25 protein-coding genes and 1 pseudogene are annotated in these 25,012 nt (G+C 61.5%); 18 read left to right on the top strand and 8 right to left on the bottom strand.

Annotation, left to right across the window (positions count from 1 at the left end):
• Nucleotides 1-7 precede the first annotated feature (7 nt).
• Nucleotides 8-1,660 carry a dihydroxyacetone kinase subunit DhaK gene (locus tag AC1PUL_RS00220; protein ID WP_480466051.1) on the top strand — a complete coding sequence of 551 codons (1,653 nt, stop codon included), beginning with the start codon at nucleotides 8-10 and terminating at the stop codon, nucleotides 1,658-1,660.
• A gap of 249 nt (nucleotides 1,661-1,909) precedes the next feature.
• Here the strand turns inward: AC1PUL_RS00220 and phnF are convergent, their stop codons facing one another.
• The gene (gene phnF / locus AC1PUL_RS00215) at nucleotides 1,910-2,629 is read right to left on the bottom strand and encodes a phosphonate metabolism transcriptional regulator PhnF (protein WP_480466050.1); all 720 of its coding nucleotides are present in this window, start codon (nucleotides 2,627-2,629) and stop codon (nucleotides 1,910-1,912) included.
• A gap of 103 nt (nucleotides 2,630-2,732) precedes the next feature.
• On the opposite strand from phnF, the gene phnG reads away from it, so the two are divergent.
• From phnG to AC1PUL_RS00200, 3 genes are read left to right on the top strand one after another with little or no spacing between them, the layout of a single operon-like run.
• Entirely contained in the window at nucleotides 2,733-3,203 is a 471-nt protein-coding gene (gene phnG, locus AC1PUL_RS00210; RefSeq protein ID WP_480466049.1) for a phosphonate C-P lyase system protein PhnG, read from the top strand.
• Nucleotides 3,203-3,811, top strand: a complete 609-nt coding sequence (phnH, locus tag AC1PUL_RS00205; RefSeq protein WP_480466048.1) for a phosphonate C-P lyase system protein PhnH — start codon at nucleotides 3,203-3,205, stop codon at nucleotides 3,809-3,811. The genes phnG and phnH overlap by 1 nt, the downstream gene beginning before the upstream one ends.
• 3 nt (nucleotides 3,812-3,814) lie before the next feature.
• The gene (locus AC1PUL_RS00200; protein WP_480466047.1) at nucleotides 3,815-4,921 is read left to right on the top strand and encodes a carbon-phosphorus lyase complex subunit; all 1,107 of its coding nucleotides are present in this window, start codon (nucleotides 3,815-3,817) and stop codon (nucleotides 4,919-4,921) included.
• Nucleotides 4,922-4,925: 4 nt separating this feature from the next.
• Here the strand turns inward: AC1PUL_RS00200 and AC1PUL_RS00195 are convergent, their stop codons facing one another.
• Complete coding sequence (locus AC1PUL_RS00195; protein WP_480466046.1) at nucleotides 4,926-5,123, bottom strand: hypothetical protein; 198 nt, start codon at nucleotides 5,121-5,123, stop codon at nucleotides 4,926-4,928.
• A gap of 43 nt (nucleotides 5,124-5,166) precedes the next feature.
• On the opposite strand from AC1PUL_RS00195, the gene AC1PUL_RS00190 reads away from it, so the two are divergent.
• The 11 genes from AC1PUL_RS00190 (at nucleotide 5,167) to phnN (ending at nucleotide 15,466) form a co-directional block, all read left to right on the top strand.
• Nucleotides 5,167-6,048 (top strand): alpha-D-ribose 1-methylphosphonate 5-phosphate C-P-lyase PhnJ, encoded by an 882-nt coding sequence (locus AC1PUL_RS00190; RefSeq protein ID WP_480466045.1) that lies wholly within the window; start codon nucleotides 5,167-5,169, stop codon nucleotides 6,046-6,048.
• Between the two features lie 253 nt (nucleotides 6,049-6,301).
• Nucleotides 6,302-7,078, top strand: a complete 777-nt coding sequence (gene phnK, locus AC1PUL_RS00185) for a phosphonate C-P lyase system protein PhnK (RefSeq protein WP_480466044.1) — start codon at nucleotides 6,302-6,304, stop codon at nucleotides 7,076-7,078.
• A 24-nt stretch (nucleotides 7,079-7,102) separates the two neighbouring features.
• Nucleotides 7,103-7,810, top strand: a complete 708-nt coding sequence (phnL, locus tag AC1PUL_RS00180; protein WP_480466043.1) for a phosphonate C-P lyase system protein PhnL — start codon at nucleotides 7,103-7,105, stop codon at nucleotides 7,808-7,810.
• A complete protein-coding gene (locus AC1PUL_RS00175; RefSeq protein WP_480466042.1) occupies nucleotides 7,807-8,421 on the top strand; it encodes a DapH/DapD/GlmU-related protein in 615 nt (204 codons plus the stop codon). Before phnL ends, AC1PUL_RS00175 begins: the two co-directional genes overlap by 4 nt.
• 121 nt (nucleotides 8,422-8,542) lie before the next feature.
• Nucleotides 8,543-9,403, top strand: a complete 861-nt coding sequence (gene phnC / locus AC1PUL_RS00170; protein ID WP_480466041.1) for a phosphonate ABC transporter ATP-binding protein — start codon at nucleotides 8,543-8,545, stop codon at nucleotides 9,401-9,403.
• A gap of 77 nt (nucleotides 9,404-9,480) precedes the next feature.
• Nucleotides 9,481-10,386, top strand: coding sequence for a phosphonate ABC transporter substrate-binding protein (gene phnD, locus AC1PUL_RS00165; RefSeq protein WP_480466040.1), 906 nt, complete (start codon nucleotides 9,481-9,483; stop codon nucleotides 10,384-10,386).
• 82 nt (nucleotides 10,387-10,468) lie between these two features.
• The gene (gene phnE, locus AC1PUL_RS00160; protein WP_480466039.1) at nucleotides 10,469-11,431 is read left to right on the top strand and encodes a phosphonate ABC transporter, permease protein PhnE; all 963 of its coding nucleotides are present in this window, start codon (nucleotides 10,469-10,471) and stop codon (nucleotides 11,429-11,431) included.
• An 8-nt stretch (nucleotides 11,432-11,439) separates the two neighbouring features.
• Nucleotides 11,440-12,972, top strand: coding sequence for a phosphonate ABC transporter, permease protein PhnE (gene phnE / locus AC1PUL_RS00155; protein WP_480466038.1), 1,533 nt, complete (start codon nucleotides 11,440-11,442; stop codon nucleotides 12,970-12,972).
• Between the two features lie 52 nt (nucleotides 12,973-13,024).
• Nucleotides 13,025-13,726 carry a DUF1045 domain-containing protein gene (locus tag AC1PUL_RS00150; protein ID WP_480466037.1) on the top strand — a complete coding sequence of 234 codons (702 nt, stop codon included), beginning with the start codon at nucleotides 13,025-13,027 and terminating at the stop codon, nucleotides 13,724-13,726.
• 4 nt (nucleotides 13,727-13,730) lie between these two features.
• Nucleotides 13,731-14,867: an alpha-D-ribose 1-methylphosphonate 5-triphosphate diphosphatase gene (locus AC1PUL_RS00145; protein ID WP_480466036.1), complete on the top strand. Its 1,137-nt coding sequence runs from the start codon at nucleotides 13,731-13,733 to the stop codon at nucleotides 14,865-14,867.
• Nucleotides 14,867-15,466 carry a phosphonate metabolism protein/1,5-bisphosphokinase (PRPP-forming) PhnN gene (gene phnN / locus AC1PUL_RS00140; protein ID WP_480466035.1) on the top strand — a complete coding sequence of 200 codons (600 nt, stop codon included), beginning with the start codon at nucleotides 14,867-14,869 and terminating at the stop codon, nucleotides 15,464-15,466. Before AC1PUL_RS00145 ends, phnN begins: the two co-directional genes overlap by 1 nt.
• A gap of 27 nt (nucleotides 15,467-15,493) precedes the next feature.
• Here the strand turns inward: phnN and AC1PUL_RS00135 are convergent, their stop codons facing one another.
• Nucleotides 15,494-16,750 (bottom strand): glycerate kinase type-2 family protein, encoded by a 1,257-nt coding sequence (locus tag AC1PUL_RS00135; RefSeq protein ID WP_480466034.1) that lies wholly within the window; start codon nucleotides 16,748-16,750, stop codon nucleotides 15,494-15,496.
• Between the two features lie 268 nt (nucleotides 16,751-17,018).
• On the opposite strand from AC1PUL_RS00135, the pseudogene AC1PUL_RS00130 reads away from it, so the two are divergent.
• A pseudogene (locus AC1PUL_RS00130) lies at nucleotides 17,019-17,213 on the top strand (GntR family transcriptional regulator); the annotation flags it as partial.
• A gap of 130 nt (nucleotides 17,214-17,343) precedes the next feature.
• Here the strand turns inward: AC1PUL_RS00130 and AC1PUL_RS00125 are convergent.
• Nucleotides 17,344-19,146, bottom strand: a complete 1,803-nt coding sequence (locus AC1PUL_RS00125; protein WP_480466033.1) for a sigma 54-interacting transcriptional regulator — start codon at nucleotides 19,144-19,146, stop codon at nucleotides 17,344-17,346.
• Between the two features lie 324 nt (nucleotides 19,147-19,470).
• Between AC1PUL_RS00125 and AC1PUL_RS00120 the strand changes: the two genes are divergently transcribed.
• On the top strand, nucleotides 19,471-20,943 hold the full coding sequence (locus tag AC1PUL_RS00120) for a benzaldehyde dehydrogenase (RefSeq protein WP_480466032.1): 1,473 nt from the start codon (nucleotides 19,471-19,473) through the stop codon (nucleotides 20,941-20,943).
• Nucleotides 20,944-21,030: 87 nt separating this feature from the next.
• Nucleotides 21,031-21,798, top strand: a complete 768-nt coding sequence (locus tag AC1PUL_RS00115; protein ID WP_480466031.1) for a coniferyl-alcohol dehydrogenase — start codon at nucleotides 21,031-21,033, stop codon at nucleotides 21,796-21,798.
• A 345-nt stretch (nucleotides 21,799-22,143) separates the two neighbouring features.
• Here the strand turns inward: AC1PUL_RS00115 and AC1PUL_RS00110 are convergent, their stop codons facing one another.
• From AC1PUL_RS00110 to AC1PUL_RS00095, 4 genes are read right to left on the bottom strand one after another with little or no spacing between them, the layout of a single operon-like run.
• Complete coding sequence (locus AC1PUL_RS00110) at nucleotides 22,144-23,517, bottom strand: sensor histidine kinase (RefSeq protein ID WP_480466030.1); 1,374 nt, start codon at nucleotides 23,515-23,517, stop codon at nucleotides 22,144-22,146.
• On the bottom strand, nucleotides 23,514-23,999 hold the full coding sequence (locus AC1PUL_RS00105; RefSeq protein ID WP_480466029.1) for a winged helix-turn-helix domain-containing protein: 486 nt from the start codon (nucleotides 23,997-23,999) through the stop codon (nucleotides 23,514-23,516). Before AC1PUL_RS00105 ends, AC1PUL_RS00110 begins: the two co-directional genes overlap by 4 nt.
• On the bottom strand, nucleotides 23,996-24,763 hold the full coding sequence (locus AC1PUL_RS00100; protein WP_422259599.1) for an IS6 family transposase: 768 nt from the start codon (nucleotides 24,761-24,763) through the stop codon (nucleotides 23,996-23,998). The genes AC1PUL_RS00105 and AC1PUL_RS00100 overlap by 4 nt, the downstream gene beginning before the upstream one ends.
• On the bottom strand, nucleotides 24,729-24,998 hold the full coding sequence (locus tag AC1PUL_RS00095) for a hypothetical protein (protein WP_480466028.1): 270 nt from the start codon (nucleotides 24,996-24,998) through the stop codon (nucleotides 24,729-24,731). Before AC1PUL_RS00095 ends, AC1PUL_RS00100 begins: the two co-directional genes overlap by 35 nt.
• Nucleotides 24,999-25,012: the final 14 nt, after the last annotated feature.

The raw sequence follows: 25,012 nt of genomic DNA, 5'->3' as shown, positions 1-25,012 counted from the left end.
GGGTCTCATGTCTCAATTCGTCAACAGCCGGGAAAACGTCGTAATCGAGGCAATCGACGGTGTTCTCATGGCCTCGGCCGGGGCATTGAGCCGCCTTGACGGCTATCCCCACATTCGGGTGGTCGTGCGATCGGACTGGGACAAATCCAAGGTCGCGATCGTCTCGGGCGGCGGATCCGGACACGAACCAGCCCATGCGGGCTTCGTCGGGCGCGGCATGCTGACGGCTGCCGTCTGCGGCGATGTCTTCGCCTCGCCAAGCGTTGATGCCATCCTTGCCGCAATCCTTGCGGTCACCGGACCTGCCGGTTGCCTGCTGATCGTGAAGAACTATACCGGTGATCGGCTGAACTTTGGCCTGGCGGCCGAGCGAGCCCGCGCTTTCGGGCTTAATGTCGGCATGGTGATCGTCGACGACGACATCGCGCTTCCAGACCTGCCGCAATCTCGTGGGGTGGCTGGCACGCTCTTCGTCCATAAAATCGCCGGCGCAATGGCGGAAAACGGCGCAAGCCTCGATGCCGTTATCGATGCTGCCCGCCGGGTGATCATCAACACCCGCTCGATCGGCATCTCTCTGGATACGTGTACTGTGCCCGGCTCTCCAAAGGAGGCCCGCATACCGGAAGGTCGTGCCGAGCTCGGGTTAGGGATCCATGGCGAGGCCGGCGTCGAACAGATCGACTATGACGGCGTGCGCGGTGCAGTCGCCGCCATGGCAGAACGGCTCGCGGCCGGCATGCAGGACAAGCCGCATGTCGTGCTTCTGAACAATCTCGGAGGAACCTCCGTCCTGGAAATGGCGGTGGTCGTCAACGAACTCGTCCAATCGGCGATCGGCGCGCGTATCTCGCACATTGTCGGACCTGCTCCAATGATGACCTCGCTCGACATGCACGGCTTCTCGATCTCCGTCATGCCGGCGGAAAAGGCAGATTTGGATTTCCTTGCCAAACCAGTGAACCTGGCGGCATGGCCGGGCGTTACGGCAATCCGACCGGTCAATGTCATCGCCTTGCCTGATGGGCTGACCCCGATTGCGCCCCTTGCCTCGCAGCATCCCGCAACCCGTCAGTTCCTGACAGATTGCTGCAAGCTGCTGATCGATGCGGAAAAGGATCTCAATGCGCTGGACGCCAAGTCGGGCGACGGCGACACCGGCTCAACGCTGGCAAGTGCCGCACGCGCTCTGATCGAGGCGCTTGATCGGCTGCCGCTCGCCGACCACACACAGCTGCTGCGCGCCATGGGGCAGGAACTCAGCCAGACCATGGGAGGCTCGTCCGGCGTCTTGCTTGCCATCTTTTTTGCCGCTGCCGGTGACGGTGCCTCGAGCGGGCTCAGCATGCGCGAGGCTTTGAAGGCGGGACTGGCTCGTATGCAGGAAATCGGCGGCGCCGGTCTCGGTGATCGCACAATGGTGGACGCGCTTTCGCCGGCGCTTGAAGCTTTCGACAAGGGTCTTCCAGCTGCGGCAAGTGCAGCTAGGACCGGTGCAAATCTGACGGCCACCTATGTCAAGGCACGCGCAGGTCGGGCTGCCTATATCAATGCCCGACAGCTTGAAGGCCATATAGACCCCGGCGCCGAAGCCGTCGCGCGGCTATTCGAGTTTCTTGCGCGGCGCCATGGCGGATCACAGGGAAAGCATCCCGAGTGACGGCGGGAGGCGGAGTTTCGGCACGGCGACACATTTCCGCAAGGTCGCCGAGGCCAGAATTCCCCAAGACGTCCGCTCGGTTCTCCACCGCCTCCGCCGGACATTGCCCGTCAGGAATTCGAAACACCGATGATACTCTTGAGAGGCAAGCCTGCCCTCAAGCCTGTGATTGAGACTTCCTGCTGATCTCGCCTGTTCGGTCGAAATTGGGGCAGTTTGATCATGTACAATGCGCGGCTCCCGCCGAGATCAGCTCCGGATGGTGAACTGTACCCTGTCAGCTGGAAACCGCGTGACCGCGAACTGGATCGGTCGCCCATCCGGATCCGTATTGATGGCACGCGTCACGAGAACGATCGCGCCTGGCGTCAGCTCAAGATGTGCCACATCGTCCGGTTCGGCATGAACGGCAGAAATCTCCGTGACATCACGAAGGTAGTCATCGACCCCGCATAGCTTCAGGGCGCGGGTGATCGAACCTGTTTGCGCGAAGGCCTTGTCTATGCCCTCGAAGCGCCCGGCCGGAAACCACATGGTGGATCGAGAAACCGCCCGTCCATCTGCCTTGCGGACACCGTCCAGCCGCAAGACCTGCTCGCCCGGCGTGAGCTGCAGCCGTTTGACCAGATCAGGGGTCGCTGTCTCGCGGGACGAAGACAACAATATGCCTTTCAGATCGCGTGCCTGCTCGCCGATGCCCTCGGTGAAGCGCGTACGACGCCCGATCGGAAAATCGAACTTATCGCGCTGGGTAATCATCGTGCCGCGCCCCTGGGCCGCCCGGACGATGCCTTCCTGAGCAAGAGCCGCCAAAGCTGCACGCACGGTATGACGGTTGACACCGAATTCCTCTGCCAGCGCCGTTTCCGCCGGCACCATGCCCGTCTTGTCATAGAGACCTGCAAGAATGTTAGCGCGAATCCGGTCGGAAATCTGGCGCCAGAGGGCGACGCCCTTTTGTCTCTGCATCACGGAAATACCGGCTCCCTGTCACAAGCTTGTCACGACCACGGGTTACTCCTACAGTAACTTGTATGGTTGTCTATATTACTAGACATTTCGAGGACTGACAATGCACAGAGCCAACGAAATCGACCCCGGTGCAAAGGCCAGCCGAAAGCGGATCGTTGATCTGCTGGCCAAGGCCACGCTCGCCGAACTTCAAGATGCACTCTCCACGTTCGAACCGGCACCGGCTCACTCGGCCCTGCGCGGCCCCGAGACCGGCCTCGTCATGGTCAAGGGCCGCATCGGCGGCGGCGGTGCCCCCTTCAACCTCGGCGAAGCGACCGTCAGCCGGGCAAGCGTGCGGCTCGCCGACGGGCGGATAGGCCACGGCTATCGCCTCGGAACCGACCGCAAGGCGGCCGAGCTGTCCGCCGTTCTCGATGCCGTGGCGCAGGACGAAACAGGCCGCGCCCTGCTTGAGACCCGCCTCCTGACGCCGCTCGAAACACGCCTTGCGACGGAAGCCGAACGGCTCGAAGCCGAAACGGCCGCCACGAAGGTCGATTTCTTCACCATGGTACGCGGAGAAGACTGATGCTTGACGTCATTGAAAGCCTCGACGGCGGTTTCCCGGATGCCGTCACCCATGCTCAAACCGTCTTCCGCCGCGTGATGGACGCCATGGCGCGTCCCAGCAGCATCGGTTTCGTCGATGTGGCCGTCGGACCACCCGCACCGCTCGGCATCGCGGCAGGCGCCCTGCTGCTGACGCTCTGCGACCACGACACGCCGATCTGGGTCACGCCTGTTCTGACCAAATCCGCTCTGCCAGGCTGGATCGGCTTCCACACCGGCGCCAGCCTGACGCCCGCCAAGACCGATGCCAAATTCGCCTTCGTCGAAGCGGGAGCACCGTTCCCCTCGCTGGCGCAGTTTGCACTGGGAACCCAGGAATACCCCGACCGTTCGACAACGCTGGTCGTCGAGGTCGCGTCGCTCGAGGGCGGCCAGCCACTGCAACTGACCGGCCCCGGCATTCGCGACACCGCCACGATCGCCCCGAAGGACCTACCCGAAACCTTCCTGCGCCAATGGGCCGACAATCGCGCCCTGTTCCCGCGCGGCGTCGACCTGGTGCTGACGGCAGGTCGACGCTTCATCGCGCTCCCGCGCACGACCAAGATCCGTGAGATGGAGGCCTGAGCCATGTATGTTGCCGTCAAGGGTGGCGAGAAAGCCATCGCCAACGCCCACAAGCTGCTTGCCGACCGCCGCCGTGGCGACAGATCGCTGCCGTCGGTGACGATCAACCAGATCGTCGCCCAGCTCGGCCTCGCCGTTGACCGCGTCATGGCAGAAGCCTCGCTCTATGACTGCGCGCTCGCGGCGCTTGCCCTCAAGCAGTCGCGCGGTGACATGATCGAGGCGATCTTCCTGCTGCGCGCCTATCGCACCACGCTGCCGCGCTTTGGCACCTCAAGGCCGATCGAAACCGGCAGGATGCGCGTCGAGCGCCGCGTCTCCGCCACCTACAAGGATCTACCCGGCGGACAGCTGCTGGGCCCCACCTTCGACTACACCCACCGCCTACTCGACCCCTCGCTGCTCGATGACGAGACGGTGGAGAGGGGCGAGCAGCGCGAGGAAGGCCTGGAGCATGTCATGCGGGTCTCCGACATCCTCGACGGCGAAGGCCTGATCGAGCCGGATGGCGAAATGCCCGAGGATCACATCGCCGGCGACATCACCCGCGAGCCGATGGAATTTCCGATGCCCCGCGACCTGCGTCTGCAGGCGCTGGCCCGTGGCGACGAGGGCTTCCTTCTGGCTCTCGGCTATTCGACCCAGCGCGGCTATGGCCGCACCCACCCCTTTGTCGGTGAAATCCGCATGGGTCTGGTCGAGGTCGAATTCGAGGTGCCGGAACTGGGCTTCTCTGTCTCGCTCGGCGAAATCCGCGTCACCGAATGCCAGATGGTCAACCAGTTCAAGGGTTCGGCCAAGGCCCCGCCGCAATTCACCCGCGGCTATGGCCTCGTCTTCGGCCAGAGCGAACGCAAGGCCATGTCCATGTCACTGGTCGACCGGGCGCTCCGAACCCAGGAATTCGGCGAGGATGTCGTCGCCCCCGCCCAGGACGAGGAATTCGTCATTTCCCATTGCGACAACGTCCAGGCGACCGGCTTCGTCGAACATCTGAAGCTGCCGCATTACGTCGACTTCCAGGCCGAGCTCGACCTGGTCCGCCGCATGCGAGCCAAGCACGATGCCACAAGGCTGGAGCCGAGCGAGATGCAGGAGGCGGCCGAATGATGCGTCAATCCCCTCCGCCGTCTCCACCGTTGTCACCGCCGCAATCAGCGCTCCAGGGACTGCCACCGTCACCGTTCCCTGAGGTATCCCTTTTGACGCGCCGGTCACGGCGGGCCCCCAGAAACAAGATGAACCCGACGAGGGCGAACACCGCGACCAGCGCCACCGCCTCCATCCAGACAGCCGATCCGCTCAGGTCCATGTCACGCCTCCACGCTTGTAAGCCAGGCAAAGGGTAAGCCGCCATGCAGGAACTCGCCACCTACAATTTCGCCTATCTGGACGAACAGACCAAGCGCATGATCCGCCGCGCGATCCTGAAGGCGATCGCCATCCCCGGTTATCAGGTGCCGTTTGCAAGCCGCGAAATGCCGATGCCCTACGGCTGGGGCACCGGCGGCGTGCAGGTTACGGCGTCGATCATCGGACATGACGATAGGCTGAAGGTCATCGACCAGGGCGCCGACGACACGACCAATGCTGTCTCCATCCGCGCCTTCTTCCAGAAGGTCGCCGAGGTCGCGGTCACCACCAAGACCAGCGAAGCAACGATCATCCAGACGCGCCACCGCATCCCGGAGGAGAGACTGAAAGAGGGCCAGGTTCTGGTCTATCAGGTACCGATCCCGGAACCGCTGCGCTTCCTCGAGCCGCGCGAGACCGAGACCCGCAAGATGCATGCGCTGGAAGAATACGGCCTCATGCATGTGAAGCTCTACGAAGACATCGCCAAGCATGGCCGCATCGCCACGACCTATGCCTATCCGGTGAAGGTCGAGGGCCGCTATGTGATGGACCCGTCGCCGACGCCGAAATTCGACAACCCGAAGATGCACATGTCGGAGGCGCTTCAGCTCTTCGGCGCGGGCCGTGAAAAGCGCATCTATGCGGTCCCGCCCTATACCGACGTCGTCAGCCTCGACTTCGAGGATCACCCCTTCGAGATTCAGACATTCGACAAGCCCTGCGCGCTCTGCGGCGCCCACAACGTCTATCTCGACGAGGTGGTGCTCGACGACAAGGGCGGCCGGATGTTCGTCTGCTCCGACACCGACCACTGCGAGACCCGCCAGGCCGAAGGTCATGTCGGCGAAATGCTCTTCCAGAAAAAGGAGGCCGCAGAATGAGGGTTTCATTCGCGGCTCACCCCCCTCTGCCCTGCCGGGCATCTCCCCCTCATGGGGGGAGATCCACCCTTGGCCTCGTTCGCTGGCCAAACAGCACCGATTGGAAAATCTCTCCAGGAAGAGAGACCGGACCCAGAACGTTCAGTGGCTTGGGGTGCCATCACCGCCAACCGATCTCCCCCCCTGAGGGGGAGATGGCCGGCAGGCCAGAGGGGGGTAGCGCTCAGCTAGTGATTAAATGGAGGATCGCCCTATGAGCGAGCAACCGCTTCTGAAAGTTCGCAACCTCTCGAAATTCTACGGCAGCCGGATCGGCTGCTCGAATGTCTCCTTCGATCTCTGGCCGGGCGAAGTGCTCGCCATTGTCGGCGAAAGCGGCTCGGGCAAGACGACGCTTCTGAACTGCCTGTCGACCCGGTTGATGCCGACGACCGGCAGCGTCGACTACCATATGCGCGACGGCCAGTACCGCGAACTCTATCATATGGGCGAGGCCGAACGCCGCTTCCTAATGCGCACCGACTGGGGCTTCGTGCACCAGAACCCGGCTGACGGTCTGCGCATGACCGTCTCGGCCGGCGCCAATGTCGGCGAGCGACTGATGGCCATCGGTGACCGGCATTACGGAAAGATCCGCCAGACGGCGAGCGAATGGCTGGAGCGCGTCGAGATCTCGACCGATCGCATCGACGACCAGCCGCGTGCCTTCTCCGGCGGCATGCGCCAGCGCCTGCAGATCGCCCGCAATCTCGTCACCGGCCCTCGCCTCGTCTTCATGGACGAGCCGACCGGCGGCCTCGATGTCTCGGTCCAGGCGCGTCTCCTCGATCTCGTCCGCGGCCTCGTCAACGACCTCGGCCTCTCGGCCATCGTCGTCACCCACGACCTCGCGGTTGCCCGCCTGCTCTCGCACCGGATGATGGTGATGAAGGACGGCCATGTCATCGAACAGGGCCTGACTGACCGCGTGCTCGACGATCCCCGCGAACCCTACACCCAGCTTCTCGTCTCCTCGATCTTGCAGGTCTGACGGACGTCGCGAAAGGAACACATCATGCCGACCCCGCTTATCGTTTCGGAAGTCGCCAAAAGCTTCACCATGCACCTGCGCGGCGGGCTGGTCCTGCCGGTCGTGGCCAATGTCTCCTTCTCGGTCGCGTCAGGCGAATGCGTCGTGCTCGGCGGACCCTCGGGCATCGGCAAGAGCTCGATCCTGAAGATGCTCTACGGCAACTACGCCGTCGACCAGGGCCAGATCCTCGTCAACCACGGCGGTCGCATCGTCGACATCGCCTCGGCCGATCCCCGCACGGTGCTTGAAGTCCGTCGTAGCACGCTGGGTTATGTCAGCCAGTTCCTGCGCACCGTCCCGCGCGTCTCGACACTCGACGTGGTCGCCGAACCGCTCGTCGCACGCGGTGTACCGGCAGACGAAGCACGCGAAAGGGCGAGCGAACTCCTGAGCCGGCTAAACTTGCCGCGCGATCTCTGGCAGCTGCCACCGTCCACCTTCTCCGGCGGCGAGCAACAGCGCGTCAACATCGCCCGTGGCTTCATCACCGACCATGCCGTTCTGCTGCTGGATGAGCCGACCGCATCGCTCGACGCAGCCAACCGCGCCGTCGTGGTCTCAATGATCCGCGCCAAGAAGGAAGCCGGTGTTGCTCTACTCGGCATCTTCCACGATGAGGAAGTGCGCGAAGCCGTCGCCGACCGCATTCTCGACGTCATGCAATTCTCGCCGCGAAAGGTCGCGGCATGACGAAGAAGCTTGGGTTAGCACCGCTCGTCCACGAGACCGCACGCGTCGTCAATTCGACCCTTGGCCGTTACACGGAAGTGGCCGATCGCTGCCGCCTCGATGAAGTCGAGATGGGCGACTACTCCTACATCATGCAGGACGGCGCCGTCTGGTGCGCGACGATCGGCAAGTTCGCCAATATCGCAGCCAGCGTCCGCATCAATGCCACCAATCACCCGACCTGGCGTCCCACCCTGCACCACTTCACCTATCGCGCAGCCGACTATTTCGATGGCGCGGAAAACGACCACGACTTCTTTGCCTGGCGCCGCGACAACCGGGTCGTCATCGGCCATGACGTCTGGATCGGCCATGGCGCAACCGTGCTTCCCGGGGTGACCGTCGGGGATGGTGCGGTGATCGGCGCCGGCGCCGTCGTCTCGCGTGATGTCGCCCCCTACACAATCGTCGGTGGCGTGCCCGCGAAACTCATTCGCGAGCGCTTTCCACGTCCGGTGGCAGAGCGCATGCAGGCACTCGCCTGGTGGCACTGGGATCACGATCGCCTCTTCGCCGCGCTAGACGATTTCCGTCACATGGATGTCGAAGACTTCCTTCAAAAGTATGCCTAAGCCGAATATTTTCAGTGGCTTGGGTAATTTAACAAAACCTACACAAAACTGACATTCGCGTTTCACGAGCCACCGCTAATGCCTATCCCGCACCGCAATCAATGACGGCGAAGGAAAGACGATGCTCTTCAGGCTGGACAACCTCACACGCAAGTTCGGGACCAACAAGGCCGTGGACTCGGTGAGCCTTGAGATCCCTGCCGGCCAGATGGTCGGCGTGATCGGACGCTCCGGCGCCGGCAAGTCGACCCTCCTGCGCATGATCAACCGCCTGGTGGATCCGACCTCCGGCAGCATCCGTTTCGGCGATCTCGAAATCTCCAATCTGCATGGCACCGCCTTGCGCAACTGGCAGCGCGACTGCGCCATGATCTTCCAGCAGTTCAACCTGGTGCCGCGCCTCGACGTGCTGACCAATGTCCTGCTTGGCCGCCTGAACCATCGCTCGACGGCTCTTTCGATCCTCAACGTCTTCTCCCGCGAAGAGCGCCTGATGGCGATCGCCGCTCTCGAGCGCCTTGGCATCGAGCAGACAGCCCTCCAGGCAGCCGGAACGCTGTCGGGTGGCCAGCAGCAGCGCGTGGCGATCGCTCGCGCCCTGATGCAGTCGCCGAAGATGGTGCTCGCCGACGAGCCGATCGCCTCGCTCGATCCGCTCAACGCCAAGATCGTCATGGACGCACTGCGCGACATCAACGAGCGCGAAGGCATCACCGTCATCACCAACCTTCACACGCTCGATACCGCCCGCAATTACTGCGAGCGCATCATCGGCATGGCCCGTGGCCGCGTCGTCTTCGACGGCACGCCTGCCGAACTGACGGCGGAAGCCGTGCACGAGATCTACGGCGCCGATCAGCATGGTGCCGGCATCGACGAGACCGTGACCTCGACCAGCATCACCCTCGCCGCACAGGACAATGAACCCGTGCGCAAGCCCCTATCCCCTGGTTTCAGACCCCTGGCAGCTGCCGAGGCCTGACCGAGACGATCGCGAGCCCTGCGTCAAGGGCGACGATTTCAGACAGCACCACCCATCCTCAAACGGGAGATGAACCCATGTTGAAGAAGACCCTGCTTGCCACGGCCGCTCTGGTCGCCCTCGCTGCCTCCGCCCATGCCGAAGACCTGAAAGAATTCCGCATCGGCATCCTCGGCGGCGAAAACGAAGCCGACCGCCTGCGCAACTTCCAGTGCATGGTCGACAAGCTGCCGGCCGCCATTGGCGTTGAAAAGGTATCGCTGTTCCCAGCCGCCGACTATGACGGCGTTGTCCAGGGCCTGCTCGGCGGCACGCTCGACTACGCAGAACTCGGCGCCTCCGCCTTCGCCAAGGTCTACCTGGCCAAGGCTGATGCCGTTGAGCCGATCCTGACCACTGTTCAGACCGACGGCTCCAGCGGCTACTACTCGATCATGGTTGCCCGCAAGGATTCGGGCATCACCAAGATCGAAGACATCAAGGGCAAGAAGCTCGGCTATGCCGATCCGGACTCCACCTCGGGCTACCTCGTCCCCCTCGTCACCCTGCCGGAAGCTCTCGGCGCCCCGGTTGACCAGGTTGTAGCCTCCACCGGCTTCGGCGGCGGTCATGAGAACCTCGTCCTTGAAGTCGTCAAGGGCACCTTCGATGTCGGCACCACCTGGGGTTCGGGCGTCGGCGAGTTCAAGGATGGCTACAGCTCGGGCAACCTTCGCAAGATGGTCGACAAGGGCATCCTGAACATGGACGACCTCGTCGAAGTCTGGAAGTCCCCGCTGATCCCGAACGGTCCGGTCGTCGTCCGCACCTCGATGAATGAGGACATGAAGGCCAAGTTTAAGCAGTTCATGATGGACCTCCCGACTTCGGATCCGGCCTGCTTCTCGGCCATCCAGGGCGGCGACTTCAAGGGCTTCACCGAGGTCAACGTCGATTTCTACAAGCCGATCATCGACGCTCGCAAGGCGACCATCGGCGGCTGATCGCTAACGTATCCCAGAAGACCGCCGGTGGGTTCGCCTCCGGCGGTCTTTCCTTGAAGCCTTTCCACGAGGAATTGCGGTAATGGCCATGATGGCGACCCAGCCCCCCTTGAGTGAACGCGGCGCCGTAGTAGAGCGCCACTGGCAGGAGCTTGCCGCAAAGCGGCGAATGTATACCGGTCTCAGTATCGTTATCCTGTTGCTTGCCGTGACAGGCTCGGTCTGGTTCGCCAATGAAACGAATGCCGGCAAGTTCTTCGACCGACTGCCCCATCTCTTCGACTTCGTCGGTGAACTCATTCCGCGAGATGGCTGGGAGATCTGGCGGGCACTCTTCGACCTGCCATCGCCCTATGATGATGGAAGTCTGAAGTACAATTATCCGGAAGGCCGGTTCTATATCACCGATAGCCTCTACATTCCCGAATACATCCACAAGATGATCGAGACGGTGAACATCGCCTTGCTCTCCACCGTCATTGCCATGATCTTCGGCTATGCACTGGCATTCCTTGCGGCAAAGAACACCATGCCGAACGCATGGATCCGTTGGCCCGTGCGGCGTGTGATGGAAATCCTGCGCGCCTTTCCCGAAGTCGTCATTGCCGGCTTCTTCCTTGCGATCCTGTCACTCGGGCCCATCCCCGCCATCATTGCCGTGACCATCCACACAATCGGCGCGCTCGGAAAGCTCTTCTTTGAGGTCATCGAGAATGCCGACATGCGGCCTGAAGAAGGGTTGAGAGCCGTTGGAGCGAACTGGTTCGAGCGCGTCTGGTTCGGCATTACGCCGCAAGTCATGCCGAACTTCATGAGCTACTTCCTGCTGCGTCTCGAGATCAACGTGCGCGCCTCGACCATCATCGGTGCCGTCGGCGGCGGCGGGATAGGCGAAGCGCTCCGGCTTTCGATCGGCCAGGGCCATGAGGCCAAGACTCTCGCCATCATTCTCCTGCTTCTGTCGACGGTCATCTCTGTCGATCAATTCTCCGCCTGGCTGCGCCGCAAGCTTGTCGGCGATCAGGCCTTCCAGTCGGTCACGTGAGGTTTGCCATGTCGATGATCAACGCCGCCGAACTGAATCGTCTGGCCGAGCGCTATCCGCAAGTCCTGGAGCGCAGTCTCTGGCAACGCTACCGAATGCCTTTTTCGATTGGCATCCTTGCCTTCTATTTCCTGTTCTGCTGGTGGTTCTTTGCCATCGGCAAGACACTCTCGGAAGCCAATTGGGGCATTGCCGGCAATTACCTGGCGGACTGGGTGTCTTACGAAATCCGTCCGGAATTCGACATTGACCGGGATGGCGCGCTGACGATCAGCTATCCCCGCTTCGATCCGATCGGTCCCAATCCGAACCCGGACTGGATTGAAACCATACGCGAAACGATAAACCGGTCGGAAACGCCTGGGCCGTCGGCTGCCGCCCCGGCTTTGGCTGCCCCGAAAGCCAGCTCCTCCTTCAGCTTCATGACATCCCCGACCCCGCAGGCACCGGCCGCGGCCACCGGAACGCAGCCAGCAACACCGGCGACAGCGGCGGAGGCGACCTCGCAGGAGGTCATCACGGAAGCTCGTGTCGCATTGTCGGATAGCGCCTCACTCGATATCTCAGGAGATAGAGTGACCCTGACGCGGGGCGACGAGACGGTCACTCTGCTGCTTGATGCAGTCAAGGATACCGTCACCATAGAGGGCAGCAGTCCGGACTGGGTAGAGCAACGCCTTGAGGGCGGTCGTGTCGTCGCCTATTTCGGTTCCGCCGGCTGGATCGACGTTTCCTCTGACCGCGTCCGCGTCCGCAAGCGCTTCTTCGGCTGGGAAAACTTCATCTTCGATACCAACTCGCCCTTCTTCGGCCTCTCCACCGGCGAAGTCTGGCAGAAGATCACCTCGGACGAACGCATCGACCCGAAGATGAGCAATCTGGCGCTGGCCTGGAACAACATCCTCTACAACGCCTCCTGGCAGCATCTCGATGTCTGGACCAAGCTGCTTCAGACCATCGTCATGGCCTTCATGGGCACCCTGCTCGCGGTTCTCGTCGCCTTCCCGCTGTCCTTCATCGCGGCACGCAACATCACCCGCAACCGCCCCGTCAATCAACTGACCAAGCGCTTCTTCGACTTCGTCCGCTCGGTCGACATGCTGATCTGGGCGCTGTTCTTCACCCGCGCCTTTGGCCCCGGACCACTTGCCGGCATCTCGGCGATCTTCATCACCGATGCAGGTACGCTGGGGAAGCTCTACGCGGAAGCGCTTGAAAACATCGACGACAAGCAGCGCGAGGGCGTCAAATCCGTCGGCGCCCCGTCGGCAGCCGTGCAGCGCTTCGGTGTCCTGCCGCAAGTCATGCCGGTGTTCGCCTCTCAGGCGCTCTACTTCTGGGAATCGAACACCCGCTCGGCCACCATCATCGGTGCCGTCGGTGCCGGCGGCATCGGCCTCAAACTCTGGGAAGCCATGCGCACCAATTCCGACTGGGAAAATGTCGCCTATATGGTGCTCTTGATCCTGATCGTGGTGTTCCTCTTCGACGGCATCTCCAATAGCCTGCGCTCACGCCTGATCGGCAAGAGTCGCCACTGACATGCAAGGCGGGGGATGAAAACCCGCACCATCTGACACGAAAGACATCCAATTGCGTTACGCCCTCTATTTCGCCCCTTCCGCCAACGATCCGCTCAACCTGACGGCAGCGGAGTGGCTGGGACGCGATGCCTACAGCAATGCCGTCTATGCAAGGACAGCGGAAGGCGGTCTTTCGCCCGAAGACCTGGATACGCTGACGGCCGATCCCAGGCGCTACGGCTTTCACGCGACGCTCAAGGCTCCCTTTCACCTGGCAGAGGGCAAAAGCGAAGCGGATCTCCTGAAGGCGATGGAAGCCTTCGCCGCTGATACCTCTGCCTTCGACATACCCTCCGTGATCGTCGGCCAGCTCGGTCATTTCTTCGCACTGGTTCCCGACAACCTTCATCCGCCGCTGCAGCAATTCGCAGCCGATGTCGTCGAAACCTTCGAGCCCTTTCGGGCCCCGCTCTCCGAAGCGGATATCGCAAGGCGCAAGCCGGACACACTGCCGGAGCGTCAGCGCGAAAACCTGTTGCGCTGGGGTTATCCTTACGTCTTCGGCGACTTCCGCTTCCACATGACGCTGACCGGACCCGTGCCGGATTCGCAGGCGCCTGTCATGGCCAGCATCCTGAAACAGCGCTTCGCTGAGTTCATCGGCCGTCCCCTGCGGATCGACGGCCTTGTTCTCTTCGTCGAGCCCGAGCGCGGCGCCCCTTTCCTTGTCCATTCATGGCTGCCGCTGAAGGCCGCCCAACAGAACGGCTAATCCCATGTCCGAACAGATCTTTTCCAATGCCCGCATCGTCCTCGAAGACCGGATCGTCGACGGCAGCGTCGTGGTCCGTGACGGCCTGATCGCTGCGATCGATGAGGGTGCGAGCCGCACCGGCGAAGACTTCGGCGGCGATTACCTGATCCCCGGTCTGGTCGAACTGCATACCGACCACCTGGAATCACACTATTCCCCCCGCCCCGGCGTACGCTGGCACATGACCTCCGCCATCCAGGCCCACGACGCGCAGATCGTCACCTCAGGGATCACCACGGTTTTCGACTGCCTGCGCATGGGCTCCGACGAAGACGGCGGCTTCGACAAGGGCGAGATGCGCGACATGGCGGACGCCATCCAGGCCGCAGAACGCGACGACCGGCTGCGCGCGGAGCATCTCATCCACCTGCGCTGCGAAGTCGCCTCCGACAACGTCCTCGAGCATTTTGCCGACTTCGAGAACGACCCGCATGTGCGTCTCGTCTCGCTGATGGACCATTCCCCGGGCCAGCGACAGTTCCAGACGATGGAGCAGTACACGCTCTACTACAAGACCAAGCGCGGCCTGACCGACGAACAGTTCGCTCGCTTCGTCGAAAGCCGTCTGCAGCTCTCCGAGCGCTATTCGGCTCTGCATCGCGATACCCTCGCCAAGGCCTGCGCCGAACGCGGCATCACGGTCGCAAGCCATGACGACGCAACGCTGGCCCATGTCGAGGAAGCCAAGGGCCATGGTGTGAAGCTCGCGGAATTTCCGACCAGCATCGAGGCCGCAGAAGCCTCGCACCAGTCGGGCATGAGCGTGCTGATGGGTGCACCGAACGTCGTGCGCGGCAAGTCCCATTCCGGCAACATCGCCGCCCGTGACCTCGCCAAACGCGGCGTGCTCGACGTCCTCTCCTCCGACTACGTGCCGCTCAGCCTCCTGCATGCAAGCTTTGTGCTGGCCGACGAAATCGACGGCATATCGCTCCCTAAAGCCATCGCCATGGTCACCTCCACGCCCGCCCGCACCGTCAGCCTGTCCGACCGTGGCCGTATCGAAACCGGACTGCGCGCCGATCTCGTCCGTGTGCGCCGCGATGAAGGTGTACCGGTAATCCGCGCGGTCTGGCGGGAAGGGCGCCGGGTGGCCTGATGACGCAAGCAGCGACGGACCACGCAACAGAGCGAGATACGGCACGCGGCACGGTCATTGCTGTCGTCGGCCCAAGCGGGGTCGGCAAGGACAGCCTGATCGACTTCGCACGTCAGCATTTTTCCGGCCGACCAGACATTCGCTTCGTCCGCCGGACGATCACACGGCCGCAGAACTCTATCGGCGAAGACCATCACGCCGTGACGGAAGACGCGTTCGACGCGCTCGTTCGATCAGGCGCATTCGCCGTCCACTGGAAGGCGCATGGCCTTGGCTATGGCATCCCCGCCGACATCTACGAGGACCTTGCCGCCGGCCATATCGTCATCGCCAACGGCTCCCGCTCCGCCCTCGACGCATTCCGGGCTGCCTTCCCCCGCCTGCTGGTCGCAAACATCATGGCACGCCCGGAAATCCTCGCAAAGCGCCTTGCCGCTCGCGGACGGGAAACAGCCGCTGACATAAGCGCGAGACTTGGCCGAACCATCACGCCACTGATGCAAAACCTTGATGTCGTCGATATCGACAACAGTGGTGAGTTAACGGACGCGGGAAAGCAGCTTGTCTCGTTGATAGAAGATCGGCGCGTGAAGTTCTGAGGGGGGCCGAGCTGCTACCCCGCCTTGCTACTCAATGACGATTGCCCTGAAATCATTGACATTGGTACCGGTTGGCCCGGTGACGAGGAGGTCGCCAATGGCCTCAAAACCGGAATAGCTGTCGTTCCGGGCAAGCAGCTTGCGCGCATCGAAACCTGTGGCGCGAAGTCTGGCGATGGTTCCACCGTCGACCAGAGCACCGGCATGATTGCCCACGCCATCAATACCATCCGTATCAGCGGAAAGCGCCGCCACGGGAAGCCCATCGATCCCAAGCGCGAGTGCAAGGGCGAATTCGCTGTTGCGCCCGCCTCGGCCGCCTTCGCCGCGCAGTGTCACCGTGGTTTCCCCACCCGACAAGAGAACCGCCGGACGGTCGAACGGGCGGCCTTTCGTGGCGATCTCCCGTGCCAGCGCCGAATGCACCAGGGCAACATCCCGGCTTTCGCCCTCGATCGAGTCCGAAAGGATATAAGGTGTGAAACCCTCGGCAGACGCGACGCGCGCTGCAGCCTCCAAAGATACGCCTGCGGACGCGACGACATAATGTTCGTTGAGGGCGAACCGCGCATCATCCCGGCTGGGTGCATCGGCCTCCGGCGACCGCAGATGGGCAAGCACGGCCGGCGCCAGATCGAGTTTGTAGTTGTCGACGATCGCAAGCGCATCCTGCCGTGTCGAGCCATCCGGCACGGTTGGTCCGGATGCGACAAAGGCGGGAATGTCGCCCGGGATGTCCGAAACAATCAGGCTGACCACGCGCGCCCTCGTTGCCGCCGCCAGACGCCCCCCCTTGATCGTCGAGACATGCTTTCGCACCACATTCATCGCCGAAATCGGCGCCCCTGACGAAAGAAGCGCCTGATTGAGGGCGATCTCGTCTTCGAGCGTCAAGCCTTGAGGCGGTGATGGCAGAAGAGCGGAACCTCCACCCGAGATGAGAGCGATGACGAGGTCCTCAGGGCCGAGCTTTGAGACGAAATCCAACAGGCGCTTGGAGCCAACAAGCCCCGCCGCGTCAGGAACCGGATGGGCAGCCTCGATCACTTCGATTGACTGCGTGGCACATCCATATCCATAGCGCGTGATGACAAGGCCCTCGAGCGGTGTTGGCCACAGGCTTTCCAGCGCGGCAGCCATCTGGGCCGACCCTTTGCCTGCACCGACAACAACGGTCCTGCCGGAGGCCGGTGGTGCGGGAAGATGGGCACGGATGCCGACCAGCGGATCGGCGGCCTGGACCGCCGCCTGAAACAGTTTCGTGAGCAGCGTGCGGTGTTTCATCGTCCAGTTCGTCTCTATTGGCTTCCGGTTGACGGACGCAGCGCCGCCAAGACCTCGATACGTGGTGTCCGATTGGGATCACAGGCCGGCATCTCGGTCAATGCCGGCCGATGAATGCAGGAGCACGATCAATCGTCCTCGACGAAGACCTGGTCGCGCTTCGAGCGGATCGACGGCAGCAGTGCGAGGATGACACAGATGAGCCCCAGAGCAAGAAGCGATGCAGCGATTGGGCTCGTGATGAAGACGGTGCAAGGTCACCGACCAACTCCACCGGGCACGCATGTTCACGCTCAATCTTCGACCACTGCCGACGGCTTCCTCTGCCGAACACGATGCGATCGTGAAGGGAATAGAAACAGGCAACAAGGATGCGGCGAGTGAAGCTGCGCGCCAACATCGCGAACGAGCAAGGGATAAGCTCCTGCCGCTTATCGAACGACTGAACCTACGCAACCTTTAGACCCGAGCATGAAGAGACACGGTGACTCCTGACGATTTTTTCTTGGCGACGTCTCATTGGCGAGAAAGTTGATTGGATCGCAGTCATCTTGAAAGCCGCAGACCTGGATCGACAATGTCGCGCAGAGCGGTCAGCGAACTTCAGTCCTCTGGTCTACGCCGTTCTTCCGCAGTCGATATTCCAGCTTTGCACGAGACATTCCAAGGCTGCGGGCGGCAGCCGAGACATTACCACGATGGGCGCGGAGCGCCTCACGGTAGAGATCGAGTTCGGCAGATCTGATGAGCGAAGACGATTGACGGAAATCCGAAGTGAGTGCTGCTTGTGGCGGGGTGGCCTCGCTATAGATCAAGCGCCCTTCACGCGTCAGCGATGGATGCGATAGGGGCAGCGGCTCATTGGCCGTGAAGATATGCTGCAGATCGATGAACCCGCCGGGATCGGCAAAGATTACGCCGCGTTCGATCAGGTTCTGCAATTCGCGGATATTGCCCGGAAAATCATAAGCGAGCAGCGCGTCCATCGCGCGGCGGGTCAGGCCAATCACGGAACGGCGGTGCCGCTCGCGGAACAGACGCAGGAAATGATCGACAAGCAGGGGAATATCGTCCCGTCGTTCGCGAAGCGGCGGAATCGAAATCGGGAACACGCAGAGACGAAAATAAAGGTCCTGGCGGAAGCGCCCTGCCCGCACCTCATCGGCCAGATCGACGTTCGAGGCTGCGATCACCCTGACATCGGCCGCCACGGTCTTTGAACCACCGACACGCTCGATGACCCGTTCCTGGATGGCGCGAAGCAGCTTGCCCTGCGCTGCATAGGCAAGCGATGCGATTTCGTCGAGAAACAATGTCCCGCCCGCAGCACGCTCGAAGTAGCCAGGGCGCGAGGTGACAGCTCCGGTAAAGGCGCCTTTTTCGACGCCGAAGAGCTCCGATTCCACCAGGGTCTCGGGAATGGCGGCGCAGTTGAGCGCGACAAACGGCTTGGTCGAGCGCTGGCTCAGCCGATGCAGCTGCTGCGAAAACAGCTCTTTGCCAACGCCGGATTCCCCGACCAGCAGAACCGTCGCCTCCGTATCGGCCACTTTCTCCACCATCAGTCGCGCCCGCAGGAAGCTGGCGGACACCCCGACCACGGGATCTCCGCCGGAGGCAGTTGTCGGGCTGACCGTGGCGGGTTCATGATCCCGCTGCGAGAGTGACGAGCGGCCACCCGAAGATCGCCGTGATCTCGGCCATTCGAGGCCGAGATAGGACCGTTCGGGTGCCTCCTCCCCCCATTCCTCGGCATTCTGGCCGACGACATAGCAGCGTGACGCCCCCATGCCCGAGCATTCGATCTCCCGGAAAATCACGGGCCGGCCGAAGAGCGTGCTGGTGTAGCCGCTGGGATAGCCGGTCTGCATCCAGCAGACGGGCTCACTCGCCAGGCCATGATGTGCGATGTGTTCGCCGGCCTCGGAGGAATCATACCAATAGAACTCGCCGAAGTAGCGTCCGGTGTCGCTGTCGAATTCGAACTGCTTGGTCTCGACCTTCACGAAACCTTCGAGCGTATGAACGCGTGGCCCTGCGGCAAGAGCGTGGGTGAGATCCTGGTTTGGAAAGCGCTTGAGGATCAGTTCGGCGTCGCGCACGCCCTGCATGTAGCCGACACGCATGAAGATGCCCTTGGCGGCCTCCATGCCGAAGGCATCGATGATCTCCTGGCGCAATCGCCCGAGAACCTGGCTCTGCATCAGCACCATGCGCTGGTCATTGAGCCAGATCCGCCCATCACCCAGCGCAAAATGCAGCGCCTCCGTCAGCTCCGAAAGCGTCGGCGAGGCACCGGTATCGAGCTCGCTGAACGCGCCTCTCGACAGCATCTTACCCGTCGATTTTGAAACATCCGCCAGGGAAACGAGCTTGGGGGGATTGTCCGATTTCATCTGTCATTCTTCAGTTTTCAGATTTTTCGCATGATTTCATTATTTGGTGAAATTCGCAATCGACCCCCTCCCCACACGTGATCCGCAGAGGCGAGGGCTATCCCTCTGACATCGCACTCTTTTTGAGATTTCCGCATGCCCACGCCGTAGCAAACGGACAATTGGCACGTCACTTGCGATGAAGGGTACGAACCGCTTGAGGAGGCGGCACGGAGGATAGACGGATCAGCTACGGCGAGATGAGCGGCCACAAGACGGTCGATCTCATGATGGCGAAGCTGTGCGTGAACCTCCCCAACCAAGGGAACTGGAGGCCCTGAACCAATGAACATGCACGCGCCTAATTTTCTGGACACCGCTCGCTGGGGCGGGCTGGCCTACATCTCCGAGTGGCAGGAGACCATGGCAGGAACGCTCAATGTGGCCGATCCCGCCAATGGCAACATCCTGGCAGCCGTCGGCCTCTGCGGTCCGGCCGATGTCGCGCGCGCGGCAAAACAGGCCAAGGCCGCACAGAAGGCATGGGCCAAGACCCTGCCGGCTGAGCGCGCAGCGATCCTCAATCGTGCCGCAGACCTTCTGGAGCAGAACGGCCAGGAACTGGCAGCCTGGATCATGCAGGAATCCGGTTCCATCCATCCGAAAGCGATGATCGAGATTGAACACGGCGCACTCTTCATCCGCCACGCAGCGTCGCTGGCAACCCAGCCGTCCGGCATGTTCCTGCCGGGCATGGATGATCGGACCAACTATGCCAGACGCGTGCCGCATGGTGTGGTCGGCGTCATCTCCCCGTTCAATTTCCCGCTCGTCCTCTCCGTGCGCTCGATCGCGGCGGCAATCGCACTTGGAAATACTGTGGTCCACAAGCCGGATCCGCGAACGCCGATCTCCGGCGGCATCATCATCGCCCGCATCTTCGAAGAGGCCGGCCTTCCCAAGGGCGTTTTGCATGTCGTGCCGGGCGGCGCGGACGCCGGTGAGGCTCTCTGCAGCGATCCGAACATTGCCATTGTCTCCTTCACCGGCTCGGCCCGTGGCGGCTCCAAGGTGGGTGAGCTCTGCGGCCGTCACCTGAAGCGCGTTCAGCTCGAACTCGGCGGCAAGAATGCCCTTGTCATACTCGATGACGCCGATCTCGATATCGCAGCCTCCAATGCCGCCTGGGGCACATTCCTGCATCAGGGGCAGATCTGCATGGCAACCGGGCTCATCCTGGTCGATGAAAAGATCGAAGCCGCGCTCACCGAGCGCCTCGTCACCAAGGCACGACAACTGCCAGCCGGCGATCCCTCAACCAAGCAGGTGGCACTCGGCCCGATCATCTCCGACAGCCAGGTCGAAGCGATCCAGAAGATCGTTGACGATGCCGTGGCCAAGGGGGCGAAGCTGCTCGCCGGCGGCACCCATGACGGTCGCTTCTATGCCGCAACCGTGCTCTCCGGCGTCAAGCCGGGCATGCTGGCCTTCGAGGAAGAGATCTTCGGACCGGTGGCCTGCATCGTGTCGTTCAAGACGGATGAGGAAGCGGTAGAACTCGCAAACCGCTCGGAATATGGGCTGGCGGCCGGCGTCATCTCGAACAATCTCGGACGCGCCATGGCCGTCGGCGATGAGTTGAATGTCGGACAGCTCCACATCAACGACCAGACCGTCAATGGCGGCCCCTACGCACCCTTCGGCGGACGCGGCAAATCCGGCAACGGCACCCGTGTCGGCGGCCCGGCAGACATCGAAGAGTTCACCCAGTGGCAGTGGGTCTCGGTGAAAAAGACCGCGACACCCTATCCGTTCTGATCATGCAGCTCCCGAACCATGCATCGGCTCACCGTCCGCCTTGATGGCGGACGGATTTCATCCATCCAAAACCCAGGGAAAAAGACCATGACCCTTGCAGGAAAAACAATTGTCATCACCGGCGTCTCTTCGGGCATCGGCGGAGAAGTCGCCCGCCTCGCCCGCTTTCGCGGCGCAACCGTCATCGGCGTTGATCGCAATGACGCCATGCTGACACTCGACGGCTTCATCAAGATCGATCTAGCCGATCCAGCCGCCATCGACGCAGTGCTTGCCCAGTTCCCCGCCCGCATCGACGCGCTCGTCAATGCTGCAGGCGTTCCCGGCACCGCTGACAAGGACCTCGTCGCCCGTGTCAACTATCTCGGCCTTCGGCATCTGACCGAAGCCTTGATCGACCGCATGCCGAAGGGCGCCTCTATCGTCAACTTCGCATCCATTCTCGGTGCAGAATGGCCAAAGCGCGTGGAGCAGCATAAGGCGCTTGCGGACACCAAGAGCTTCGCCGAGGGCCATGCCTGGCTTGCAGCAAACCCTGTGCCGCAGGAAACCTGCTACCAGTATTTCAAGGAGGCCTTGATCGTCTGGACCATGAAACGCAGCCATGCCCTCTTCATGGAGCGTGATATCCGAATGAACTCCGTGGCACCTGGTCCCGTCTTCACGCCGATCCTCGGTGACTTCGTGACCATGCTCGGCCAGGAACGTGTCCAGGCAGACGCGAACAGGATGAAACGTCCGGCGCTGGCCGATGAAGTCGCCGGTCCCGTCCTCTTCCTATGCTCTGACGACGCCCGCTGGGTGAACGGCATCAACCTACCGATCGACGGCGGCCTGGCTGCAACTTATACCTGAAAGCCGGATTTTTCCTGGCGCTCGGCCGACGGTAGGGCGACACCGGAATAGCTTCCAACCCTATTCTCAGGGCACCTGCTGAGATAACATCAAAACTGGATCTGGCACGGTGGGGATGCAACGCCGTGCCAGCCAGACGCCGGCATCAGCTGGATTTGATGGGATGGTTCAAAAGGCACCCTAAACCCGTCTGTTTGGCATGAGAGATGGCCGGAGCGCTTCGAACAGGCAAGCAAAAGCGGGAGCTTGGTATCGGTCCAAATAAACCCAGCCTCATCGGACACGGCCTCTACTGATGGCCTAAAGTATCCTTGCACCTTCCTTGTCGAGCCAGCCGAGTAAGGGCTAGTGCCGATCCAATGGCAAATGTATCTCGAAACGTGCGCCCCTTGGGGAACCGACGCATCGGGCATGTCCACCATGAGCTTCGGCGATATCGGCAACAATGGCGAGCCCAAGTCCGCAGCCATCGCTAAAATCGAGATCGGCTCGAAAGAATCGATCAAAGACCCTCTCCCGAAGCTGCTCATTGATCCCAGGTCCGTCGTCCTCCACGACGAGGGCAACTTGTTGCTCAGAGAAAGACAGCGTGACATCCAGTTCTCCGCCACCTCGCAATCCGTAACGGAGAGCGTTATCCAGCAGATTGGCGATCATCTCGTCGATCATCACAGGATCGCAGAGAACAGGCTTCGGTGTTCCTTCGACTTCAAAGCCAACGGCAATATCGTTGAGAAGCTGGACCTCGGCGAAGGCCCGGATCTTAGCCGAAACAAGGGCAACAAGATCGGTATCCTGGAAGAGAGCCCTCAGACTACGCCCGCGGACGCGCTCAAGCGAGAGCAACTGGTTTGTAAGCCGCCCGGTAGCTCGGGCCGATTGGGCGATGGATCCGACGCGCTGTCGCAGCGTTTCCTCATCCGGCGAGGACACTGCGGCTTCGGCCTGGGTGACGATAGATGCGATCGGATTGCGGAGCTGATGCGCTGCGTCAGATATAAATGCCGACCTGATCTCGAATGCCTTGGCAAGCCGCTCGAAAAGTGAGTTGGTTGTCTGCACCAACGGCTGTAGCTCAATGGGAATCCAGCGACGGATCGGTCTCAGGTCATCGGGGGTCCGCAGGCTGATGGCATGTTGTAGGTCGAGAAGGGGCTTGAGCCCCAGCTTAATGCCGAACCACAGGATCACGGCGGCAGACAGGATGATGGTCGCCAAAAGCGCAACGCTTTGAAGCAGTAGATCGCGGCTCAGAGCAGCGCGCTGTGATACGGTCTGCCAGACTTCGACAGTCATCCAACCTTGCAATCGAGGCTGGTTCAGGAACTCCCGCAGCACGATAGCCCGAACCTCCTGTCCGAGATATCGGCTGTCGAAGAAGAAGGGCTTTCCACTCTGTATGTCTGCCCCCTCAGGGACATCAGGCGGATCCGAATAACCGGTCACGAATCCCCCACCTGGCCCGGTGATCCGATAGTAGACCGGGTCTCCCAGCGCTGTCGTTAGCTCCTCCAGCAACTGCTCGGTCAGAATGTCGCCCTCCGAAATGGCCACATCCCTCGATATCGTGAGGGCAACAGCCAGAAGGGTGTTGTCATAGAGGCTTTGTGAAAGTCGCTCTGCCTCCTCGAAGCGCGCATAGGAAGCAATACCTGCGATGAAAATCAGAGGCAGAATCAGCAGCAGGAAGAGCCTAGATCGCAGCGAGAGGCGCCTCATGCCGATCCCGCGTTCAACATATAGCCCAACCCCCTTGCCGTTTTGATCTCGACCTGTGTCCCGTCCAATTTGCGCCGGAGCCGGGATACCAGAAGCTCGATGGCATTGGCTTCCACTTCGGCTCCCGCACCATAGAGGGAGGAGAAAATCCGGTCGCGATCGAGAAGTTTGCCTTTGTGGTCCAGCAGAAGCTCGAAGAGCGCAAGCTCGCGTCTTGGCAAATCGATCCTCTTGTCCTTGTGCATGATGACACGCTGTTGCCGGTCGTAGACGAGGTCGCCGATCAATTCCTTTTCCGGCAGAAGCTGCGGCCTTCGACGTGTCAGCGCCCTGAGGCGCGCCATCAATTCCGCCATTTCGAACGGCTTTACCAGATAATCATCCGCACCAGCGTCAAGGCCGACAACCCGGTCCGATGTCTTGCCGGCTCTGTTGCAAATATTTTTGATGGTTGCGAAGAGGATTTCCTGCGCTTCGTTCACGCGGGTTTGGCGTTGAAGTTCTGCTCAAGCATTGCCACAACCTCGGTGAGCGCACTCGGTCCAATGCTGAAAGCACGTTCAACGATGCGGGCCTCTCCGCGAATGTCGCCGGTCAAATTGAAAATCGCGGCTTGGCCCTTGCGTAGAGCCCGCATGACCTCGAAGCCCTTGATCGTCGCATAGGCCGTCTTCAACGTCTTGAAACCTCTAACCGGCCTGATCAACTGTTTCAGCTTGCCGTGATCCGCCTCGATGACGTTGTTCAGATATTTGACCTGCCGGTGTACAAGCTCTTTAGGGCATTTACCTTCGGCTTTCAGTTCTGAGATCGCGACGGCGTAGGTGGGGGCCTTGTCGGTGTTAATGACGGTCGGTTTTTCCCAATCCTTCAGACCATTCAGCGCCTTCCCGAGAAATCGTTTCGCTGCTTTGGCATTGCGGGTTGGTGACAGATAGAAATCAACCGTGTTGCCGAGCTTGTCGACAGCCCGATACAGGTAAGTCCATTTGCCGCGAACTTTCACATAGGTCTCATCGACCCGCCAGCTTGTTGATCGCGGGCGCCGCCAATGCCAGCGCAGCCGCTTCTCGATTTCCGGCGCATATTTCTGGACCCAGCGATAGATCGTGGAATGATCGACCGCCACGCCCCGTTCGCCCATCATCTGTTCGAGATCGCGGTAACTCACCCCGTAGCGGCAATACCAGCGCACTGCCCACAAGATCACTTCACCCTGAAAGTGGCGCCACTTGAAATCGCTCATCAGAAATCTCGCCGAAAATCACCAGCGCTCTTTCGCCCATGACCGGATTCTTTGCAACAGAGCCACCCGACATCTGCGCGACCGCGCCCAGCAATGCGCTGACGGCAAAGGTGCGGATCCCCGCCGAGGCCTTGACGTCGGATTGCGACACGCGCTGTTCACGCTCCGCCCCGATCAAGAGCCCTATCCCCAGGGCCTCCGCAAGGTCGAACAGCATGATCGGCGCATCGGTCATCGAAAGATCGGCTG

The sequence above is a fragment of the Rhizobium sp. P43 genome, assembly GCF_056730705.1.
The sequence above is the reverse complement of the archived record's forward strand: the minus strand, read 5'-3'. Positions and strand labels throughout refer to the sequence as shown.

What these genes read in the sequence shown, in the direction of transcription:
- AC1PUL_RS00135 (WP_480466034.1), bottom strand. Translation starts at nt 16,750, where the DNA reads ATGAAACACCGCACGCTGCTCACGAAACTGTTTCAGGCGGCGGTCCAG.
- phnE (WP_480466038.1), top strand. Translation starts at nt 11,440, where the DNA reads ATGTCGATGATCAACGCCGCCGAACTGAATCGTCTGGCCGAGCGCTAT.
- phnE (WP_480466039.1), top strand. Translation starts at nt 10,469, where the DNA reads ATGGCCATGATGGCGACCCAGCCCCCCTTGAGTGAACGCGGCGCCGTA.
- AC1PUL_RS00190 (WP_480466045.1), top strand. Translation starts at nt 5,167, where the DNA reads ATGCAGGAACTCGCCACCTACAATTTCGCCTATCTGGACGAACAGACC.
- phnH (WP_480466048.1), top strand. Translation starts at nt 3,203, where the DNA reads ATGCTTGACGTCATTGAAAGCCTCGACGGCGGTTTCCCGGATGCCGTC.
- phnL (WP_480466043.1), top strand. Translation starts at nt 7,103, where the DNA reads ATGCCGACCCCGCTTATCGTTTCGGAAGTCGCCAAAAGCTTCACCATG.
- AC1PUL_RS00115 (WP_480466031.1), top strand. Translation starts at nt 21,031, where the DNA reads ATGACCCTTGCAGGAAAAACAATTGTCATCACCGGCGTCTCTTCGGGC.
- phnF (WP_480466050.1), bottom strand. Translation starts at nt 2,629, where the DNA reads ATGCAGAGACAAAAGGGCGTCGCCCTCTGGCGCCAGATTTCCGACCGG.
- AC1PUL_RS00095 (WP_480466028.1), bottom strand. Translation starts at nt 24,998, where the DNA reads ATGACCGATGCGCCGATCATGCTGTTCGACCTTGCGGAGGCCCTGGGG.
- AC1PUL_RS00120 (WP_480466032.1), top strand. Translation starts at nt 19,471, where the DNA reads ATGAACATGCACGCGCCTAATTTTCTGGACACCGCTCGCTGGGGCGGG.
- AC1PUL_RS00195 (WP_480466046.1), bottom strand. Translation starts at nt 5,123, where the DNA reads ATGGACCTGAGCGGATCGGCTGTCTGGATGGAGGCGGTGGCGCTGGTC.
- AC1PUL_RS00220 (WP_480466051.1), top strand. Translation starts at nt 8, where the DNA reads ATGTCTCAATTCGTCAACAGCCGGGAAAACGTCGTAATCGAGGCAATC.
- AC1PUL_RS00100 (WP_422259599.1), bottom strand. Translation starts at nt 24,763, where the DNA reads ATGAGCGATTTCAAGTGGCGCCACTTTCAGGGTGAAGTGATCTTGTGG.
- phnK (WP_480466044.1), top strand. Translation starts at nt 6,302, where the DNA reads ATGAGCGAGCAACCGCTTCTGAAAGTTCGCAACCTCTCGAAATTCTAC.
- AC1PUL_RS00145 (WP_480466036.1), top strand. Translation starts at nt 13,731, where the DNA reads ATGTCCGAACAGATCTTTTCCAATGCCCGCATCGTCCTCGAAGACCGG.
- AC1PUL_RS00110 (WP_480466030.1), bottom strand. Translation starts at nt 23,517, where the DNA reads ATGAGGCGCCTCTCGCTGCGATCTAGGCTCTTCCTGCTGCTGATTCTG.
- AC1PUL_RS00175 (WP_480466042.1), top strand. Translation starts at nt 7,807, where the DNA reads ATGACGAAGAAGCTTGGGTTAGCACCGCTCGTCCACGAGACCGCACGC.
- phnG (WP_480466049.1), top strand. Translation starts at nt 2,733, where the DNA reads ATGCACAGAGCCAACGAAATCGACCCCGGTGCAAAGGCCAGCCGAAAG.
- AC1PUL_RS00200 (WP_480466047.1), top strand. Translation starts at nt 3,815, where the DNA reads ATGTATGTTGCCGTCAAGGGTGGCGAGAAAGCCATCGCCAACGCCCAC.
- phnN (WP_480466035.1), top strand. Translation starts at nt 14,867, where the DNA reads ATGACGCAAGCAGCGACGGACCACGCAACAGAGCGAGATACGGCACGC.
- AC1PUL_RS00125 (WP_480466033.1), bottom strand. Translation starts at nt 19,146, where the DNA reads ATGAAATCGGACAATCCCCCCAAGCTCGTTTCCCTGGCGGATGTTTCA.
- phnD (WP_480466040.1), top strand. Translation starts at nt 9,481, where the DNA reads ATGTTGAAGAAGACCCTGCTTGCCACGGCCGCTCTGGTCGCCCTCGCT.
- phnC (WP_480466041.1), top strand. Translation starts at nt 8,543, where the DNA reads ATGCTCTTCAGGCTGGACAACCTCACACGCAAGTTCGGGACCAACAAG.